Raw genomic sequence first — 19,461 nt, 5'->3', positions numbered from 1 at the left:
CAATAATTTCATTGCCAACTTGCTTTCTGCATAGCTGTATACTGCTTTTTTGAAGAGAAGCCCGCTATTGACCTTTGTTTTGTCAAAGACAGGCAACTTGTGATGTTTTGAATTATATCGAACTCACGTTAAATAGTAATAATGGTCAGTTAAACAGTCTTCGTCTTCCCTCAGGTGAGGAGTAGAAGAGAAATCAAGTAACTTGATTCCTTTCCTTGTTGCTTGCTTCGCCTCCTTCATGCACGACATAGACGGTGGCCACAACGTTGGTATGATGCGGATATTCGTTTAATTTCAAGGTGCCTTGCCAACAAAATGTCGATACTTCTTTCCTATCTTTTTGTAAATGCGTACCTTTGCCGGGAAACTAAAATGATTTAACAACAGCAAAGTAACAGAAAATGAGAAAATGGCGTATTGAAGATTCGGAAGAGCTGTATAACATCAACGGTTGGGGCACTTCGTATTTTAGCATCAATGAGAAGGGTCATGTGGTGGTGACGCCGCGCAAGGACGATGTGGCCGTCGATTTGAAAGAGCTGGTAGACGAGTTGCAGTTGCGTGATGTCACGGCTCCCATGTTGGTGCGTTTTCCGGATATCCTCGACAACCGCATTGAGAAAATCTCGAGCTGTTTCAAGCAGGCTTCTGAAGAGTATGGCTACAAGGGCGAGAATTTTATGGTCTATCCCATCAAGGTAAACCAGATGAGACCTGTGGTGGAAGAAATCATCAGCCATGGCAAGAAGTTCAATTTGGGGCTGGAGGCTGGTTCGAAGCCTGAGTTGCATGCGGTGATTGCCATTAATATGGACTCTGATTCTATTATCGTCTGCAATGGGTATAAGGATGAGAATTACATCGAACTGGCTTTGCTGGCGCAGAAGATGGGCAAGCGCATCTTCCTGGTCGTGGAAAAGCTGAATGAGTTGCGTCTGATTGCCCGCATGGCCAAGCAGTTGGGTGTGCGTCCCAACATAGGCATACGCATCAAGCTGGCTTCGTCGGGCAGTGGCAAGTGGGAAGACTCGGGCGGCGATGCCAGCAAGTTCGGGTTGAGTTCCAGCGAATTGCTTGAGGCGCTTGATTTCATGGAAGAAAAGAACCTGAAGGATTGCCTGAAGCTGATTCATTTCCACATCGGCAGCCAGATTACGAAGATACGTCGCATCAAGACGGCTTTGCGCGAGGCGTCGCAGTTTTACGTGCAGTTGCACTCGATGGGCTTTGCCGTCGAGTTTGTAGATATTGGTGGTGGACTGGGTGTGGATTATGACGGTACGCGCTCCAGCAACAGCGAGGGCAGTGTGAACTATTCTATCCAGGAATATGTCAACGACTCCATTTCTACGTTGGTAGATGCCAGCGACAAAAAAGGTATCCCGCATCCCAATATCATCACGGAGAGCGGACGCGCGCTGACGGCTCATCATTCGGTGCTTATCTTCGAGGTGCTGGAGACGGCTACTTTGCCGGAATGGGACGACGAGGACGAGGTGACGGAGAATGACCATGAATTGTTGCGCGAGCTGTATGATATCTGGGACAAGCTGAACCAGAACCGGATGCTGGAGGCTTGGCATGATGCACAGCAGATTCGTGAAGAGGCTCTTGACTTGTTCAGCCACGGCATTGTGGACTTGCAGACGCGGGCCAAGATTGAGCGTCTGTATTGGAGCATCATGCGCGAGGTGAACCAGATTGCCGGCGGGCTGAAGCACGTGCCCGACGAGTTGCGCGGACTTCCGAAGCTGTTGGCCGATAAGTATTTCTGCAACTTCTCTCTCTTCCAGTCGTTGCCCGATACTTGGGCCATTGACCAGATATTTCCTATTATGCCTATCCAGCGCTTGGACGAGAAGCCCGACCGCGAGGCGACATTGCAGGACATCACTTGCGACTCGGACGGTAAGATTGCCAATTTCGTCACTGCCAAGAATGTATCGCATTATTTGCCTGTCCACTCCATAAAAGCCAAGGAACCCTATTACATGGGGGTGTTCTTGACAGGTGCTTATCAGGAGATTCTGGGAGACCTGCATAACCTCTTCGGCGATACGAATGCTGTGCATGTTTCTGTCAATGACAAAGGCTACACCATAGACCAGGTGATAGATGGTGAGACGGTGGCTGAAGTGTTGGACTATGTGCAGTACAGTGCCAAGAAACTGGTGCGTACATTGGAGACATGGGTGTCTCATTCGGTGAAAGAAGGGAAAATCTCGTTGGAAGAAGGTAAGGAGTTTTTGTCCAATTACCGTTCCGGACTTTATGGATATACTTATTTAGAATAAGCACGACACACAAGCGATGGCACAGAAAGAGAAACTTACGGTGATTAAGGTGGGGGGTAAAATCGTAGAAGAGGAAAATACCCTGCATCAGTTGTTGGACGATTTTGCAGCAATCGAAGGCCACAAAGTGCTGGTGCACGGCGGCGGGCGTTCGGCCACGAAATTGGCTACCCGTTTGGGCATCGAGAGCCGGATGCTGAATGGGCGTCGCATCACTGATGCCGATATGTTGCAGGTAGTCACCATGGTCTATGGTGGTTTGGTGAACAAGAACATTGTGGCCGGTCTGCAAGCACGGGGCGTCAATGCCTTGGGGCTGACGGGGGCAGATATGGACGTAATCCGTTCTGTCAAAAGGCCGGTGAAAGAGGGTGTGGACTATGGCTTTGTGGGTGATGTGCGGCAAGTGGATGCTGCCAGATTGGGCAGCCTTATCGCTCAGGGCATTGTGCCTGTCATGGCTCCTTTGACCCATGACGGGGAGGGGCATATACTCAATACCAATGCCGATACAATCGCCGGAGAGACTGCCAAGGGGCTGGCTGCGCTGTTTGATGTCACGTTGGTATTCTGCTTTGAGAAGAAAGGCGTGTTGCGTGACGAGAACGACGACGAAAGTGTCATTCCTGTTCTTACTCCGGGTGATTTCCAGGCTTATGTGGCCGAAGGCGTCATACAAGGAGGCATGATTCCCAAACTGGAGAACTCGTTCGAGGCATTAAGGGCGGGTGTGAGCCAGGTGATTATTACGTCGGCTTCTGCTCTGGGGAGCGGTAGCGGGACACGTATCTGTCAATAATTAAATAAATGTGAAAACCGCGAGGCAGCCTGTAACTTTTCGCTTTTTCAACCGTCAATCTTTTAGAGATGCAAACACTCGATTTCCGTCGTGACATCCTGCCGTTGAAAGACAAGCTCTTTCGGTTGGCTTTGCGGATCACGTTCGACAGGGCTGAGGCGGAGGACATTGTGCAGGAGACGTTGATTCGGGTGTGGAGCAAGCGTGATGAATGGCCGCAATTCTCGTCCGTAGAGGCTTATTGCCTGACAGTGGCGCGGAATTTGGCTATTGACCGGAGTGAACGGATGGAAGCGCGGAATGTGGAGCTGACGCCCGAAACGGAGCAAATGCCTGATGCTTCGAGTCCGCATGAACGTCTGGTCGGAAAAGAGAGGTTGCAGCTATTGCATCGTCTGATAGCCCGTCTTCCCGAGAAACAGCGCACGGTGTTGCAGTTGAGGGATGTCGAGGAGAAGAGCTATAAGGAGATTGCCGAAATCTTGAACATCAGCGAAGAGCAAGTGAAGGTGAATCTGTTCAGGGCGCGGCAGAAAGTGAAACAACAGTTTATTGATATAGATAGCTATGGACTTTGACAAACATATAGAGGACCTGTTGCAGCGTTACTGGCTGGGCGAAACTTCGTTGGAGGAGGAAGCGCAGTTGCGGGCGTTCTTTGCCGATGGTGAGGTACCTGAAAGGTTGCGCCGCAGCAAGGAGTGGTTCACGTATGTTGAAGGCTTGCAGCAGGAGAGTTTGGGTGAGGATTTCGATGCCCGGTTGTTGAGCCGGGTGAAGATGCCGGTGGTGAAAGCACGGCGTGTCACGATGTCCGCACGTTTCTTCCCATTGCTGAAGGCTGTGGCTGTGGTGGCCATAGTGATAGGATTGGGTGGTGTGGTGCAACGTTCTTTCTTCGGCAGTGTGCCGGAGGTGGCGGTGAGCGATACCATCGGGCGGCAGATTTCGGCTCCGTCCGTGGCCTTGTCGGGCGAGGTGCCTGACGTGGCGATGGAGAAGCAGAAAATGGACAGTCTGAAGAAGGGCATGGAGAAGCCGCTGGAATCCATTAATGAGCATTGACGCTTTTTCGTTTGCGTTTCATATAACATTTTCATTTGCTTTAAATATAGTTAGTGTGCTTTATTAGGATGATTGAGGCTGTGAAGTTTCAATTCTCTCTCAAAATCTTATGAAAAAACTAACATAAAAGGGATGCCGCGTGAGCAGCGTCCCTTTTGTCATTTTGTGCCCCCGCCTTTCCATCGCCGGAGAGGAGCGGGGGCTGTTGTTAAGAGAGAATGGTCAGAGTTTGTAGATGCCTTTCTTGGGGACCTCTAAGCGCGGGCTCCCGGCGTAGCCTATCTCGCCACTGCCTGAGATGTTGGCTTTCAGGAGGTCCGTGGCGTGGCAGGTGATGTCGCCGCTGCCGGCCACCGAGGCTTCTACCTGTTGGGCCTTGAGCTTCGAGGCGGAGAGGTCTCCCGAGCCGGATACGTGGTAGTTGGCCTGGTCGGCGGTGCCGTTCAGCACGAGGTCGCCGCTACCGGCTACGGAGGCTCCGACGGATTGGCAAAGGAGGCCTTTCAGCGAGAGGTCGCCCGAACCGGCCACGAAGGCTGTGGTCTGTACGCAGCGGATGTCCGTCAGGTGCAGGTCGCCCGACCCGGCTACGGAGGTCTTCAGTTGGTTGCACCGGATGCCTTGTCCGGTTAGGTCTCCCGAGCCGGCGAGGCTCAGTTGCAGGTCGTCGGTCTGGAGGCCGTCGGCTATGTGCACTTCGCCCGATCCGGCGATGTTGACGGCATTCAGCCGGGGCGAGGAGACGCGGATGTCCAGCTTCTTGTAGGAGACGCGGAGGTTTTTCTTGAAGCCGATGTACAGGGTATTTTCGCTGACGTGGATGTCCAGCGCTTCGGCGATGTTGTCGGAGGTGTAGACGACGACTTCCGGCTTGCCGTCCCGTTGGGTGTAGGTGACGGTGGGGCTTCCCGCGAGGCTGATGCGCGTGAAGTCTTTCACGTTGATTTCCTTCGTCACGTAGTTTTTGCTTTCTTTGATGGTCTCTTGTCCGAACCATCCTTGGGCGCTTGTCTGGCAGCTTGCCAAGAGGATGAGCAGGCTGCCGAGGATTGTTTTTGCTTTCATTGTCTTATTTGTTAATGGGTGTTCCTTTTGTCTGTTAGACGCAGGGCGGTTGGAGAAAGTTGCACGTGCGTCTCACTTTTTTTTGTATCAAGATTTGTGCCAAACTGTTAATCGTGTGATAATGAGGTGCTTTGCTTTTTATCGAGTGTCCGGAATCGGACAAGCCGTCCGTTTTCAGTGTTCGGAATGTGCGTTTTTTTCTTGTCGATGTCGCGGTTTATTCGTTTTTTTGCAGCCGATGAGCCAGTTGGAATATATATACGAAGACCCTGAGCTGGGGCGTTTTCATATCCGCGTCAATGCCCGGGCGCGCCGCCTGACGTTTCGTGCCAAGGAGCGGGAGTTGTGGGTGACCATTCCGCTTGGTGTGGGGACGGAGGAGTTGAAGCGTGCTGTCGAGGGCTTGCGCCCGCGCTTGCGCAGGATGCTGTCGGCGGCTTTTCGTCCGGTGGCCATCGGGCCGGACTTTCGCATCGATGCCCCGTGTTTCCGGCTGTCGCTGGCCGAGGGGACGGGGACGCGTTTCGTGCTGCGTCGTGAGCCTGATGGCGGGGTGAGACTGTTCTATCCTGCGCAGACCGATTGGGGCGATGCTTCGCGGCAGGCGTGGTTGCGCCGGGTCATCACCGAGGCCATGCGCCGGCGGGCGAAGGAGGTGTTGCCCGTGCGGCTGGAGATGCTGGCCCGTGCGCATGGACTGACGTTTCGTTCAGTGAAGATAAATTCCAGCACCGGGCGATGGGGCAGTTGTTCGGCGCGGGGCGATATCAATCTGTCGCTCCATCTCTTGCTGCTGCCGTTGCCGCTGATAGATTACGTGTTGTTGCACGAGCTGGCGCACACGCGCGAGATGAATCACGGGCCGCGTTTCTGGGATTTGTTGGACACGCTGACGGGCGGACGGGCACATGCCTTGCGCGACGAGCTGGGGAAGCATCGCTGCACGTTCTGATGAGGCTGGGCTATGGCCCGGACGGGACGCGGCTCTTGTCCGTCGGAAGCATCGCTGTTGTCCGGCAGAAGCGTGGCGGTCTGGAAGAGCGGTTCCGGGGGTGGAAAAGTGGTATCTCGTCTCAGAGGCTGCAGAATAGCGTGACGAGGAAGGGCACGCTGAAATCGACCAGAAAGCCGTGGTAGATGGAGACGATGACGAAGCGCTGGCCCGATGCCTGCGTGATGACAGGCAGCGTCGTGTCCATCGTCGTGGCCCCCCCGGCCGAGATGGGTGCCAGCGGACCGAACCACCGGGCCAGCAGCGGGGCGAGCAGCAGCGTCAGCAGTTCGCGGATGATGTTGGCCAGGAGTGCCACCGTGCCCAGTTCCGCCCCCTTGTATTCCGTGATGAAGATGCTGGACAGCGAGTAGTAGCCAAAGCCCGCGCCCACGGCCAGGCAGTCGCCCGCCGAGCGGTGGGCCAGCATCAGGCTGACTGCGGCCGCACCCGCCAGCGTGCCTGCGACGGTGCCCAGCGGCAGGAGCATCAGCCGCGGACTGAGTGAGCGGAAGTTGCGCAACGTCTGCGGGTCGCTGCCCAGCCCCAAGCCCACGCAGAACATCAGCGCACAGAGGGCGTAGAAGCTGACATCCGTCTGCGCCGGGTCGATGGGGAAGACCTGGCCCAGTCCGCACGCCACGCCCAGTGCGAAAAATCCCACGATGATGAGGCTACCCTTCATGGCCAGCACCCTCCTTTCTGCGGTTGGCCCATCGCCACAATCCCCAGGCCGCCAGTACGCTGCCCAGCGTGGCCGCCGTGGCGATGGCCAGTGCCTCCAGCCCCAGCGTGTGCAGGCCGCGGACGATGCGCTCGTTGCCCCCTACCTCGACGCCCAGCAGGAAGAGCAGCAGCCAGATGAGCACGGTGACAAGACGCCGCACGGCCCCCAGCCGGTGGCGGCGCAGCAAGAATCCGGCCGCAATGCCGGCCAGCATGAGTGAGATGACGGTGAACATATTTCTCTTATAGAACGGTTCTTACATAAGCGGTTGCAAAAATAGGCATTACGTCCCGAATTTTTTTCATCCACTTAGTCCTTTTTTTCGCGTGCTTGGTGCATCGTCCGTTTGTTTTGGTGCAAATGTGTATGAAACCCTTTTTGGCATTTCTTATCGTTTTTTCTAAATTTGTCTGTTGTTAGGGGAGATTTGCAGCGGGATGCTTATTGTCCTGTCGGTTCTTGCATTTCTTGTTTGAATGGTTAACTGCCCGCAGGAACCGCGGGTTCGAAAAACAAAAGAACATGAAAACATTGAGAGTTTGATCCATGCTGGTATGTCTGCTGGCACTTAGCGCAGGGTTCGTGTCGTGCAGCGACGACGAAGAAGGCTTTGATACCAGGCTGCTGATAGGCCGCTGGGAACTGGTGAGTTACGAAGGGTACTATTACACGCCCGATGGAGAACGCATTCCTTACGAAGAACCTGTCTACGGCGAATATGCCGAGTTTTTTGAAGACGGCACAGTTTACTTCGACGGTGACAACGGCACCTGGAACGCGTCGGGCAATCGCCTGATTGTAAACGGGACGGAAGCCTCCGGGGCATTTACGGTGGCTTCTCTGACTTCGACGGAATTGATATTGGAAGTATCCGGCCGCGACGAATATGGCGAGTACTTCGACCGTACCATCTTCCACCGTGTGGAATAAAGCACTGGCTTTTTTCGGAGACAATCATTTTTTTGAGAGAGTTTTTCTACGGATTTTTCGGACTTCGTGAAGCGTATGTCCGGAAAATCCGTTTACTTTGCACCATGCTATTGCCCTATTTACACGAAGATTTGATAGAAGCCGGCTGCGACGAGGCCGGCCGAGGCTGTCTGGCGGGCGCCGTCTATGCTGCTGCCGTCATTCTGCCTCCGGACTTCCGAAACGAACTGCTGAATGACTCCAAGCAACTGACCGAACGGCAACGCTACGACCTGCGCCCTGTCATCCAGCGCGAAGCCTTGGCCTGGGCCGTGGGGGTGGTTTCGCCACAGGAGATAGACGAAATCAACATTCTCAACGCCTCCTTTCTGGCCATGCACCGCGCTGTGGATGCGCTGAAAGTCCGCCCGCAGCACCTGCTTATCGACGGCAACCGTTTCCGCCCTTATCCCGGCATACCTCATACCACCGTGGTCAAGGGCGACGGCAAGTATCTTTCGATTGCTGCCGCCTCTGTCTTGGCCAAGACCTATCGTGATGACTACATGCTGCGCCTCCATGCCGAGTATCCCGACTATGGCTGGGACCGCAACAAGGGCTATCCCACCCGCGAGCACCGTGCCGCCATCGCCCTGCATGGCACGACGCCTTACCATCGCCGTTCGTTCAATCTGTTGGGCGATGGACAACTGGAACTGAAGTTTGAGTAATCAGAACCACTTGATTTTGCGGAACAGCACAAAGGTGCCCGCCGACAGCAGCACCGATACGACCACGATGAGCGCGAAGGCGTAGGGCATGTGCTCGATGTGCACGTCCACGTTCATGCCGTAGAAGCTGGCGATGAGTGTGGGAATCATCAGCGTGATGCTCAGGCTGGTCATGCGTTTCATGATGGCGTTCACGTTGTTCGAGATGATGGAGGCAAAGGCGTCCATCGTGCCAGTCAGGATGTCGCTGTAGATGTTCACCGTGTTTACGGCCTGTTTCAGTTCGATAAGCACGTCGTCCAGCAGGCCCATGTCCAGGTAGTCTGTGTCTTGGAAGATGTTTTTCAGGCGGCCAATCATTACTTCGTTGCCGCGGATGCTTGTATCGAAGTAGACCAGCGACTTTTGCAGTTTCATCAGCCGCAGCAGGTCTTCGTTGCGGATGCTCCGCTCCAGTTCCTTTTCCGCCTCGGTGACGACGTTGTTAATCTGTTTCAGGTATTTCAGGAACCATACGGCCGAGGAGTAAATGATGCGCAGGATGAGGTCGAGCTTGTTGTTCACGGCGATGCCCTTGCGCTGGGTGTGTGCCACGAAGTCGCTCATCATCTCCGTGCGGTGGTAGCAGACGGAGATGATGACGTCGTCGTTGGTGATGATGCCGATGGGTACGGTGACGAACGGGATGTCCGGCTTGTCGTTCTGCATGGGTATGCGCAGGATGGTCAGCAGCCAGTTGCCCTCGGTGTCGGTGCGAGGGCGTTCGTCCACGTCGGCAATGTCTGTCAGGAAAGCCTCGGGCACCCGTAGCTGTTGGGTCAGGAAGTCGAAGTCGTTGTTGTCCGGGCACTCCACGTTCACCCAGCAGTTGGGCGCCCATTCCGGCCGTTCGACGAAGCCGTTCTCGCTGAAGAGGTATTTTCTCATCGTTACAGGTCATTTAGTAGGGTTCGGTACGGCAAAGGTAGGAAAAATCTTGGTACGGTAAGGCGGTTCTCCCCGTTCATCCTTCGGGTGATGTCTTTCCGGTCTTCCGGTCGGCATCCGGCAGGGCAAATCTTTTGACCGTTTTCCTGACAAATCATGACCTTGGCCGGCATCTCCCCCAAAGGCTTCTACGAAAGGTAATATACCTTTCTGAAGCCGCTCCACAGAGCCTCTGGAGGCCATTTCGGGGCTTCCTCCGGATGCCTGCGTCTGGTGCCCTCCTTGCCTCTTTCCACATTTTCAGTTCTTTTATGCCTCTGTGCCGTTGCTACCCGCCGGGATTTTTGTAACTTTGTGCCGCATAAAGGCAAAAGTTCAATTTAAATTTTTACATACTATGGCTAAGAAAGCTCTTTTAATGATTCTGGACGGTTGGGGCATTGGCGACCGCCAGAAAGACGATGTAATCTATGTAACCCCCACTCCTTACTGGGACAGCCTGTTGGCCAACTATCCGCACTCACAGCTCCAGGCCAGCGGTGAGAATGTGGGTCTGCCCGACGGACAGATGGGTAACTCCGAAGTGGGACACCTCAATATCGGCGCCGGACGCATCGTTTACCAGGACTTGGTGAAGATCAACCGCGCCTGTGCCGACGGCAGCATCTTGAAGAACAAGGAAATTGTCTCTGCCTTCTCTTACGCCAAGGAGCACGGCAAAAACATCCACTTCATGGGCCTGACCTCCAACGGTGGCGTACACTCTTCGCTGGACCACCTCTTCAAGCTCTGCGACATTGCCAAGGAATATGGCATCGGCGAACGCACCTTCATCCACTGCTTCATGGACGGCCGTGATACCGACCCCAAGAGCGGCAAGGGCTTCATCCAGCAGTTGACCGACCACTGCGCACAGAGTGCCGGACGCATTGCCAGCATCGTGGGCCGCTTTTATGCCATGGACCGCGACAAGCGCTGGGGACGCATCAAGGAGGCTTACGAACTGCTGGTGAATGGTCAGGGCAAGCAGGCTGACGACATGGTGAAAGCCATGCAGGAATCCTACGACGAGGGCGTGACGGACGAGTTCATCAAACCTATCAACAACTGCGCTTTCGACGGCACCATCAAGGAAGGCGACGTGGTCATCTTCTTCAACTACCGCAACGACCGCGCCAAGGAACTGACCGTGGTACTGACCCAGCAGGATATGCCCGAGGAAGGCATGAAGACCATCCCCGGCTTGCAATACTACTGCATGACGCCGTACGATGCTTCGTTCAAGGGCGTGCACATCATCTTCGACAAGGAGAACGTGGCCGACACACTGGGCGAATACCTCAGCAAGCAGGGCAAGAAACAGTTGCACATCGCCGAGACAGAGAAATATGCGCACGTGACCTTCTTCTTCAACGGCGGACGCGAGGCTCCGTTTGAAGGCGAAGACCGCATCCTGGTGCCCTCTCCCAAGGTAGCTACCTACGACCTGAAGCCGGAGATGAGCGCTTACGAGGTGAAGGACAAGCTGGTGGAGGCTATCAACACGCAGCAGTATGATTTCATCGTGGTGAACTACGCCAACGGCGACATGGTGGGCCATACGGGCGTTTACGAAGCTATCGAGAAGGCCGTGGTTGCCATCGACAACTGCGTGCGCGACACCGTAGAGGCTGCCAAGGCTAATGACTACGAGGTCATCATCATCGCCGACCATGGCAATGCCGACCACGCCATCAACGAAGACGGTACGCCCAACACGGCTCACTCGCTCAACCCCGTGCCTTTCGTTTACGTGACTGCGAACAAGGACGCCAAGGTAGAGAACGGCGTATTGGCCGACGTGGCTCCGTCTATCCTGCACATCATGGGTCTGGCACAGCCGGCTGACATGACGGGCAAGGACTTAATTAAGGATTGAAAATTGAGAATTGAGAGATAATGGCAGCGCAGAACTGCTCTTGATTTCTCAATTCTCTATTCTTATATCAAGAAAGCGTGGACATTCTATTTTTCGATTCTCAATTCTCAATTTAAGAAATGGTGGACAGGGATAATGTTATCCGTGTTAAAACGTATGCGTTCGCTATTCGCGTAGTGAACGCATATCGTTTTTTATGCAATTCTCAACAAGAGTATGTCCTTTCCAAGCAGATGCTTCGTAGCGGGACGGCTATTGGTGCATTGGTGGCAGAAGCCCATCATGCCCAAAGCAAAGCCGATTTTTTGAATAAGATGAATATAGGATGTGTATCTGTCATGTTGAGCGGAGCGCAGCGAAGTCGAAACATCTCCCGAAGGACACAATCTTCTTGGGCAGTGCATGTAGTGAGATTCTTCGGCTACGCCCTACGGGCTTCGCTCAGAATGACAGATGCTTCATTCTCCATTATAGTATAAACTAATTATGCCGGGCTACTTATTGGTGAGTATCGTTAAATCAATGAAGAATAACTTGGGCAGATAGTTTCGTGCGTTTAATTTTTAATTCTCAATTCTCAATTTAAGAAGTGTTACAGATTGGAGACGTTGTCGTCAGTTTCGACGTACTGAAAGAGAAGTTCCTGTGTGATTTGTCCGCCTGTCGCGGTGCCTGCTGCATCGAGGGTGATGCCGGTGCTCCCCTGGAACTGGAAGAGATAGAAAAGATTGAAGAAGTCCTGCCTCTCATTTGGGATGAATTGTCGCCCGAGGCGCGGGCTATTATCGACAAGCAGGGCGTGGCCTACGTGGACCGGGAAGGCGACCTGGTGACATCCATCGTCAATGGCAAGGACTGTGTGTTCACCTGTTATGACGACCGGGGTTGCTGCTATTGTGCCATCGAGAAGGCTTGCCGCGAGGGTAAGACCGACTTTCTCAAACCCGTTTCCTGCCATCTTTATCCCATACGGGTGAAGGACTTCGGCGAGTTCAAGGGCGTCAATTACCACCGCTGGGACGTCTGCAAGGCGGCCATGCTGTTGGGGCAGAAAGAGAACCTGCCTGTCTATAAGTTCTTGAAGGAACCGCTCATCCGCAAGTTTGGAGCCGATTGGTATGCTGAGTTGGAGACGGCGGTGGAAGAACTGAAAAAGCAAAAGTTGCTGTAGCCTTTATCGGGCTTTTTGTTCTTTATCGGGCTTCCTGTTGATTGTCTTTCTTTTTTGTCTTATTTTTGGGTCGGACTAAACACGAAATGTTATGAAGAGTTTGTTTTGGATGATGGGCGGCATCCTATTGGCCGGCTGTGCCGGTTCCGCCGGAAAGGGAAATGTCAAGGGCATCTTGACGGATGCAACAATGAATACGGTGACCGTGGTCAGTGTAGACGGAGGAGATACATTGTCTTTCAGCACCATGAATGCCGACCGGACGGAAGCACAAGGCTTGCGGCTGGGCGATACGCTGGAAGTGTCATATTCCGGCAAGTACCAGCCGGGCATGGAAGCCGTGAAGTTAGTGCTACATCCTGCGGCATTGGTCGGTGCCGACCGCGACGAGCACGGCTGCATAGGTTCGGCGGGTTATACGTGGAGCGAAGTGCGTAAGGACTGCATCCGCCTGTTCGAAGACGGTATTCGTACGGAAGCAGTCGACGGGAGCGGGGAGGTGATGTACGTGGTCTTCAGCCCTGACTCGCTGAAAGCCGAACTGTTCGGCAGCGAATCGGAGGGAAGCGAGGTGTTGGATCGCCGCACCTTGCCCTCCGGCGGACACGTGTGGAACGTGGAAGACGACGATACCAAGAACCTGCGCTACACCGACGGTGTATGGACCATCAGCCGCCGCGGGAAGCTTATCTTCAGCCAACCCCAAGCGGATAATGACGCCCATCTGGGTGCCTGGCAGGAGCTTCACTACGAAGGACTTCTTCCGGCAGCCGATTGTCCGGGCATCCGTTATGCGCTTACGCTCCGTCATCGCGAGCACAGCGGTGACGGCACCTTCCAATTGCAAATGACTTACTTGGAGGCAGAAGACGGCAAAGATGTCACTTTCTCCTATACCGGGCGGCGGCTGACCCTGCGCGGCACTTCCTCCGACGCCGATGCCACCGTCTGGCAACTGCTGGTGGACGGCAAGGAGAAAGACGTGTTTAACTTTCTGCGTGAGGACGACCAGACGCTGACGCTGTTGAACAAGGATTTCGAGAAGAACGATTCCCAACTGAATTACAGCTTGAAGCGCACGGAATAAGCTCATCGTATCTTGCTTCATACTGCGCGGAACACATGGATTATGCGGTTAACGCTGATAGGTTTATTTCAACGAAGTGACATAGGGAATTTACAATTGCTGTCTCAGTTCCTTGTTTCGGCCGATGAACTGTTCCAGCCGCTGTTTGTCCTTTCGCAAAATGCGCGGACGGAAGTAGAACCAGTTGAGAGCAATCCATCCGGCCAGACCGACGTATGCTGCTATGCCAGTTGGCCAGGAGCGGGCAAAGGTGTATTCATACATATATAGGCACAGACCCAGGGACAGAAGAACGAAGTACGCGGTCAGCATCGTGTGACGGTGAAAATACTCCTGCTTCCGGAGGGATGACAGAGCTTGCAGGTATTGCGTGTTGGGGCAAGTATCGTTTAGCCTGTGATATAGGCGTGCACTCCTTCCGGCAGAGAATAGTGCCAGCAGAAAAGCGCTACCGCCCAGTGCCAGCCCGATGTAAGTGCTTGTCAGGCGGGGACGGAAATAGAAAGCGATGAAGAGGGCAAAGCCTATGGTGAGCAACATCAGCAGTCCTGTTATCAGGTAAAAGGCGATTTGGCGGCGGCGAAAACATCTGATTTCCTGTCGGATGTTCTGCAGATTAGCAGAAGGGACGGTCTGCTTGCTCCAGAGCGCCTGTAGGTCGGTATCGTTATTCTGTCTCATATTTCTTCATTTGTTGGGCCAAGGCCGATTTGATGCGGTGGATACGGACACGCACATTGGTTTCGGATAGGCCGGTGATTTGAGCAATTTCCGCCTGTTTCACTTCTTCCAGATAAAGGGAAATGAGCAGACGGTCTATTTCCGGCAGTTGGGAGATGGATTGATACAACAGGTGGACACGGTGGTCGGTTTCCACCGTTTCTTTTTCCTCAATTTCGGTAGTCAGTTCTGTGGTAGGCATGCGTTGTTGCAGTTGGGACTGGCGCAGGCAGATGTTGGTGGCGATGCGGAAAATCCATGTGCCGACGTCTGCCTGTTGCCGGAAGGAGGAGAGGTGCTTCCATACCTGCACGAAAGTATCTTGCGTTAGGTCTTGCGCCAGGGCGGGACGATTGAAGTAACCCATGCAGAGGCGGTACACCTTGTCCCAATAGCGTTTGTATATCTCGTCGAAATCCATCTTCATGGGTGTATAAAGGCGGTAAGCTGCTGCAGGAACCAATCCCGCGCATCGAACATCAGGAAGTGCAGGCCCTGCGAGGCATATTCCAGCCGGACATCGGGCAGTCCGGCAAACTGTTCGCGCACCAGCGGTTCAACCCGGCGGAATGAAGGTTCCAGCAATACAAGTACCGGTACGTGGATGGCAGACAGCCGGAGTCTTAGGTCTGTGTTTGCATAGTCGGCATACAACTGTGCGAAGGTTCGTTTATCCGAAGCTGTGCTCCAGCGCACTAATGCTTCCTGTCGGGTGGAATCTTCGCACAAGGTAGCGGCGCTGAGGCGTTGTTGGCGGATGAATTGCTCGTCGCTCATCGCGTTGAGTTGTTGCAGCAGGCTGTTGCAGGCTTGGGTCTGTTCCTCTAGCGAAGGCTGGAAATCGGGGCGGTACAGGGCTGCCAGGCAGGGCAAGGCATCTACCACCACTACGCCTTGCAACAGGTTGGGACAATCGGCGGCTATGGCCAAAGCCAGTCCTCCGCCCATGCTGTGCCCCACGAGGTAAGGCTTGCGGAGCTGCCTGTCACGGATGAAATGGATGATTTGTTTCTTCCACCCTTCAAACGAAGGAGAGGTCTCGGGCGGCACACCGGCAAAGCCGGGCATGGTAAGTACGTAGCACGTGTAGCGGTCTTGTAAAGCAGTGACTGTTTCCTGCCATACTTCGCCGGAGCAGGCAAAGCCGGGAATAAAGACGAGGGCTTGTGTTCCCGTGCCGTATGTCTTGACGGCGAAGGGATAGGCCTGGGCATAAGTGGCTGTCCCCATGCAGAGGAGCAACCATACAAAGATAAGCTGTTTCATTGTTTTCTCTTTTTGTCTTTGCCCTTTAGATAAAGAATCGGTGGAAATGTTACAACCGACGGCGTTCTTTTTGTCTTTGCATTTCCAGCTATCTCATACTCCACAATATGTCCGGTTGTTCTGATTATCGCCATTCGTCTTGCCAACGATGCGGACTACCAGCAAAGGTATGAATTTTATTTAGAATACATCGAGGATTTACGTTGGACTGCATAATGTCATCCTGTCAAGTCTATGAGCAGCTTTATCTTCTGCCAAGAGGTGCCTTTCCCTTTACTTTAGCATTTGAAGGAAGCCTGTTTAATGCCATAAAACAGGCTGTTATATGGCATAAAGAAGCCTGTTATATATGATAAAACAGCCTTCTTTATAAAATTATTGCAGGACAAAGCACGACTCAAGCTACTGCCACGACCCTCTCTTACTGCTGCAAAACGTACAGACAGGCAGGAAAAAGCAGGTGGCACGGCACCGGATTTCGATTTTTTCGTCTTAACTTTGTGGTGGTTTAATCAAAAAACATACAGAAGCAATATGAAGAAGCAATTCCTTTTCTCCCTGCTCGCCCTCAGCGTGGCGGCAGGAGCCAAGGCCGACGGCGACGAGGCACGTCTGCTCCGCTTCCCTGCAACGAACGGGACGGACGTGGTGTTCAGTTATGCCGGCGACCTCTACACGGCACCTTTGACGGGTGGCGAAGCGCGGCGGCTGACGTCGCACGTGGGTTATGAAATCTTTCCGCGTTTCTCGCCCGACGGCAAGACCATTGCTTTCACCGGCGAATACGATGGCAACCGCGAAGTCTACGTCATTCCTGCCGAGGGCGGCGAACCCCGGCGACTGACCTACACGGCGACTAATGCGCGCGACGACGTGGGCGACCGCATGGGGCCGAACAACATCGTGATGACCTGGACGCCGGACGGTGAGGGAGTGGTCTATCGTAACCGCATCAGCGACGGTTTCGACGGACGGCTGTGGGTGGCGCCGCTTTCCGGTGGCATGTCCCATGCCCTGCCTTTGCCCGAGGGCGGATTTTGCAGCTTCTCGCCGGACAATGGTAAGCGCATGGCCTACAACCGCGTGTTCCGCGAGTTCCGCAACTGGAAGTACTACCGCGGCGGCATGGCCGACGACATCTGGCTGTACGACCCTGCGGCCAAGAAAGTGGAGAACCTGACCAACAATGTGGCGCAGGACATCTGCCCGATGTGGATTGGCGAGGACATCTACTTCATCTCCGACCGCGACAAGACGATGAACCTCTTTGTCTACCACACCGCTAACGGGCAGACGGAGAAGGTGACCGACTATACGGACTACGACATCAAGTTTCCCAGCACCGACGGGCGGCAGATTGTCTACGAGCACGGCGGTTATCTCTACCGCTTCGACCCGCAGACGCGCCGCGCCGAGCAGATTCACATCACGCTTCATGCGGAGAATGTCTACGCCCGCACCGAGCAGAAGCACGTGGCGGACTATGTGACGGCTGCCGGACTCTCTGCCGACGGCAAACGCCTGGCTGTGACGGCCCGCGGCGAGGTGTTCGACGTGCCTGCCACGAAGGGAGTGACGCGCAACATCACCCGCACGCCCGGCGCCAACGAGCGCGGAGCCGACTGGAGTCCCGACGGCAAGTACATTGCTTACATCTCCGATCGCACGGGCGAAACGGAAATCTACCTGCAACCTGCCGAGGGAGGCGACCCCGTCCAGCTGACTACGGGCAATGATACCTACATCCGCAGCCTTCTGTGGAGTCCCGATAGCAAGACCGTGCTCTACACCGACCGCAAGAACCGCATCGTCACTGTAGACGTGGCTTCGAAGCAGAAGACCGTGGTGATGCAGAACCTCGAACAGGAATTCTACGGCGTGGCTTTCTCGCCCGACAGCCGTTGGATTACTTACACCAAGCCCGCCAAGAACGACTTCTCCGTGGTATATGTGTATAACCTGGTGGAGAAGAAAGAATATCCCGTGACGGAGAAGTGGTACAACTCCTCGTCGCCTGTCTTCAGTACCGACGGCCAGTATCTGGTCTTTGAGTCCGACCGAGACTTCAATCCCATCTACGGACGTCTGGAGTGGAACCACGTCTATACCCGTATGGGCGGCATCTACCTGGCCATGCTGGCGGACGATACGCCCTCGCCCTTCCTGCCCGCAGATGAGGCGGTGAACAGCGGCAAGGAGGAAGAGAAACCTGCCCCCGCCAAGAACGAGAAGAAAAAAGACACGAAAGCCGAGGACAAGACGGTGCAGATTGACCCCGAAGGCATCGAGGGACGTATCGTCAAGCTGCCCCTCCGGGCAGGCAATTACTGGAACCTGTATAGCGACGGGCAGACGGTGTGGTACTACGGCGATGGTGGCACGCACGCTTTCAGCCTGAAGGAGCAGAAAGACGAGCTGGTGGCAGAAGGTGCTGCCCTGGCACCCGTCTGCGGCAGCAAGAAGGCACTCTACATGCGCGGCAATTCTCTTTACGTGGGCGAACTCTCTACGCGCAAGGTAACATTGGACGATAAGGTAGACTTGAGCGACATGGTAGCCCCGATAGACTACGAGCAGGAATGGGCGCAAATCTTCGACGAGGCTTGGCGTGCCTACCGCGACGGCTTCTATGTGGAGAACATGCACGGCGTGGATTGGAAAGCCATCAAGGAGAAGTATGCTGTGCTGTTGCCTTATGTCAAGACGCGTCTCGACCTGAACTACATCATCGGTGCGATGATTGCCGAACTGGCTTGCGGACATGCCTACGTCAATCCCGGCGAATATGCCAAGCCCGAACGTATCGACATGGGTCTGCTGGGCGCCGAGCTGAGCCGCGACGAAAAGTCGGGCTTCTATCGCATCGACAAGATTCTGCCCGGCGCACCGTATAGCGAGAAACTCCGTTCGCCCCTTACCGAGCCGGGCATGGAGATCAAGGAAGGCGACTACATCACCGCCATCGACGGCATATCTACTGCCTCCGTGAAGAACATCTACCAGTTGCTCATCGGCAAGGCGGGCGTGCTGACCGAACTTTCCGTCAATACCAAAGCCTCCGCCGACGGTGCCCGCAAAGTGGTGGTGGAACCCACGGACAACGAATATCCGCTTTATCACTACAACTGGGTGCAGAAGAACCTGCGCCGTGTGGAAGAAGCTACCGATGGCCGTGTGGGCTACATCTACATCCCCGACATGGGACCGGAAGGCCTGAACGAGTTTGCCCGCTACTTCTATCCGCAGCTCGACAAGGAAGCCCTCATCATCGACGACCGCGCCAATGGCGGCGGCAACGTATCGCCCATGATTATCGAGCGTCTGCTCCGCAAGCCTTACCGCATGACCATGTCGCGCGTCTCCACCAAGACCGGCACCATCCCCGATGCCACGCAATACGGTCCGAAGATTTTGCTTATCAACAAGTATTCGGCTTCGGATGGCGACCTCTTCCCCTGGAGCTTCAAGGCCAACAAGTTGGGCACGGTCATCGGTACCCGCACGTGGGGCGGCATCGTGGGCATCAGCGGCTCCCTGCCCTACATGGACGGTACGGACATCCGCGTACCTTTCTTTACCAACTACGACGCCAAGACCGGCCAGTGGATTGTGGAGAACCACGGCGTTGACCCGGACATCCTCATCGACAATGACCCCATCCAGGAGCAATCCGGCGTAGACCAGCAGTTGGAGAAAGCCATCGAAGTGGCCCTCGAACAACTGAAGGACCGCAAGCCGCTGCCGGGTGTGCCTGCGGCACGGACGATGAAGGATTTGGGGGTAGAGTGATC

The 19,461-nt window shown here is 54.6% G+C and carries 18 protein-coding genes and 2 pseudogenes; 13 read left to right on the top strand and 7 right to left on the bottom strand.

Going from position 1 to position 19,461, the window contains the following annotated elements; translation table 11 throughout:
- Positions 1-401 precede the first annotated feature (401 nt).
- The 4 genes from speA (at position 402) to M3090_RS04020 (ending at position 4,158) form a co-directional block, all read left to right on the top strand.
- Positions 402-2,294, top strand: a complete 1,893-nt coding sequence (gene speA, locus M3090_RS04035) for a biosynthetic arginine decarboxylase (RefSeq protein WP_249054105.1) — start codon at positions 402-404, stop codon at positions 2,292-2,294.
- Between the two features lie 16 nt (positions 2,295-2,310).
- Positions 2,311-3,093, top strand: a complete 783-nt coding sequence (gene argB / locus M3090_RS04030) for an acetylglutamate kinase (protein ID WP_249054104.1) — start codon at positions 2,311-2,313, stop codon at positions 3,091-3,093.
- A gap of 68 nt (positions 3,094-3,161) precedes the next feature.
- Complete coding sequence (locus M3090_RS04025; RefSeq protein WP_249054103.1) at positions 3,162-3,671, top strand: RNA polymerase sigma factor; 510 nt, start codon at positions 3,162-3,164, stop codon at positions 3,669-3,671.
- Positions 3,661-4,158, top strand: coding sequence for a hypothetical protein (locus M3090_RS04020; protein ID WP_249054102.1), 498 nt, complete (start codon positions 3,661-3,663; stop codon positions 4,156-4,158). The genes M3090_RS04025 and M3090_RS04020 overlap by 11 nt, the downstream gene beginning before the upstream one ends.
- Positions 4,159-4,380: 222 nt before the next feature.
- Here M3090_RS04020 and M3090_RS04015 read toward each other — a convergent pair whose 3' ends face one another.
- Positions 4,381-5,223: a head GIN domain-containing protein gene (locus tag M3090_RS04015; protein ID WP_249054101.1), complete on the bottom strand. Its 843-nt coding sequence runs from the start codon at positions 5,221-5,223 to the stop codon at positions 4,381-4,383.
- A gap of 238 nt (positions 5,224-5,461) precedes the next feature.
- Between M3090_RS04015 and M3090_RS04010 the strand changes: the two genes are divergently transcribed.
- A complete protein-coding gene (locus M3090_RS04010; RefSeq protein WP_249054100.1) occupies positions 5,462-6,175 on the top strand; it encodes a YgjP-like metallopeptidase domain-containing protein in 714 nt (237 codons plus the stop codon).
- 121 nt (positions 6,176-6,296) lie between these two features.
- Here the strand turns inward: M3090_RS04010 and M3090_RS04005 are convergent, their stop codons facing one another.
- On the bottom strand, positions 6,297-6,899 hold the full coding sequence (locus M3090_RS04005) for a lysine exporter LysO family protein (RefSeq protein WP_249054099.1): 603 nt from the start codon (positions 6,897-6,899) through the stop codon (positions 6,297-6,299).
- Complete coding sequence (locus M3090_RS04000) at positions 6,889-7,176, bottom strand: LysO family transporter (RefSeq protein WP_249054098.1); 288 nt, start codon at positions 7,174-7,176, stop codon at positions 6,889-6,891. The genes M3090_RS04005 and M3090_RS04000 overlap by 11 nt, the downstream gene beginning before the upstream one ends.
- A 311-nt stretch (positions 7,177-7,487) precedes the next feature.
- Between M3090_RS04000 and M3090_RS03995 the strand changes: the two genes are divergently transcribed.
- Together M3090_RS03995 and M3090_RS03990 are read left to right on the top strand one after the other, a co-directional pair.
- On the top strand, positions 7,488-7,871 hold the full coding sequence (locus M3090_RS03995) for a lipocalin family protein (RefSeq protein ID WP_249054097.1): 384 nt from the start codon (positions 7,488-7,490) through the stop codon (positions 7,869-7,871).
- Positions 7,872-7,975: 104 nt separating this feature from the next.
- The gene (locus tag M3090_RS03990; protein ID WP_249054193.1) at positions 7,976-8,581 is read left to right on the top strand and encodes a ribonuclease HII; all 606 of its coding nucleotides are present in this window, start codon (positions 7,976-7,978) and stop codon (positions 8,579-8,581) included.
- Here the strand turns inward: M3090_RS03990 and M3090_RS03985 are convergent, their stop codons facing one another.
- A complete protein-coding gene (locus M3090_RS03985; protein WP_249054096.1) occupies positions 8,582-9,508 on the bottom strand; it encodes a magnesium transporter CorA family protein in 927 nt (308 codons plus the stop codon).
- Positions 9,509-9,905: 397 nt separating this feature from the next.
- Here M3090_RS03985 and gpmI point away from each other — a divergent pair, with 397 nt between their 5' ends.
- The 5 genes and pseudogenes from gpmI to M3090_RS03960 all read left to right on the top strand — a co-directional run bounded on the left by gpmI (position 9,906) and on the right by M3090_RS03960 (position 13,684).
- Entirely contained in the window at positions 9,906-11,426 is a 1,521-nt protein-coding gene (gene gpmI / locus M3090_RS03980; protein WP_249054095.1) for a 2,3-bisphosphoglycerate-independent phosphoglycerate mutase, read from the top strand.
- Positions 11,427-11,545: 119 nt separating this feature from the next.
- Positions 11,546-11,749 (top strand): annotated as a pseudogene (locus tag M3090_RS03975) (four helix bundle protein); the annotation flags it as partial.
- Positions 11,750-12,015: 266 nt separating this feature from the next.
- Positions 12,016-12,597, top strand: coding sequence for a DUF3109 family protein (locus M3090_RS03970; protein WP_249054094.1), 582 nt, complete (start codon positions 12,016-12,018; stop codon positions 12,595-12,597).
- Positions 12,598-12,688: 91 nt separating this feature from the next.
- A pseudogene (locus M3090_RS03965) lies at positions 12,689-13,297 on the top strand (hypothetical protein); the annotation flags it as partial.
- Positions 13,286-13,684, top strand: coding sequence for a copper resistance protein NlpE N-terminal domain-containing protein (locus M3090_RS03960; protein ID WP_249054192.1), 399 nt, complete (start codon positions 13,286-13,288; stop codon positions 13,682-13,684). The pseudogene M3090_RS03965 and the gene M3090_RS03960, both read left to right, overlap by 12 nt.
- Positions 13,685-13,774: 90 nt before the next feature.
- Here the strand turns inward: M3090_RS03960 and M3090_RS03955 are convergent, their stop codons facing one another.
- Genes M3090_RS03955 through M3090_RS03945 form a run of 3 tightly spaced genes read right to left on the bottom strand, consistent with a single transcriptional unit; the run spans position 13,775 to position 15,670 of the window.
- Complete coding sequence (locus M3090_RS03955; protein WP_087335215.1) at positions 13,775-14,365, bottom strand: hypothetical protein; 591 nt, start codon at positions 14,363-14,365, stop codon at positions 13,775-13,777.
- Positions 14,352-14,831 carry an RNA polymerase sigma factor gene (locus M3090_RS03950; RefSeq protein WP_249054093.1) on the bottom strand — a complete coding sequence of 160 codons (480 nt, stop codon included), beginning with the start codon at positions 14,829-14,831 and terminating at the stop codon, positions 14,352-14,354. Before M3090_RS03950 ends, M3090_RS03955 begins: the two co-directional genes overlap by 14 nt.
- On the bottom strand, positions 14,828-15,670 hold the full coding sequence (locus M3090_RS03945) for an alpha/beta hydrolase (RefSeq protein ID WP_249054092.1): 843 nt from the start codon (positions 15,668-15,670) through the stop codon (positions 14,828-14,830). Before M3090_RS03945 ends, M3090_RS03950 begins: the two co-directional genes overlap by 4 nt.
- A 534-nt stretch (positions 15,671-16,204) precedes the next feature.
- Between M3090_RS03945 and M3090_RS03940 the strand changes: the two genes are divergently transcribed.
- Positions 16,205-19,459, top strand: a complete 3,255-nt coding sequence (locus M3090_RS03940; RefSeq protein WP_249054091.1) for a S41 family peptidase — start codon at positions 16,205-16,207, stop codon at positions 19,457-19,459.
- Positions 19,460-19,461: the final 2 nt, after the last annotated feature.

The organism is Bacteroides sp. ET71 (assembly GCF_023336905.1).
Classification (GTDB): domain Bacteria; phylum Bacteroidota; class Bacteroidia; order Bacteroidales; family Bacteroidaceae; genus Bacteroides.
The sequence above is the reverse complement of the archived record's forward strand: the minus strand, read 5'-3'. Positions and strand labels throughout refer to the sequence as shown.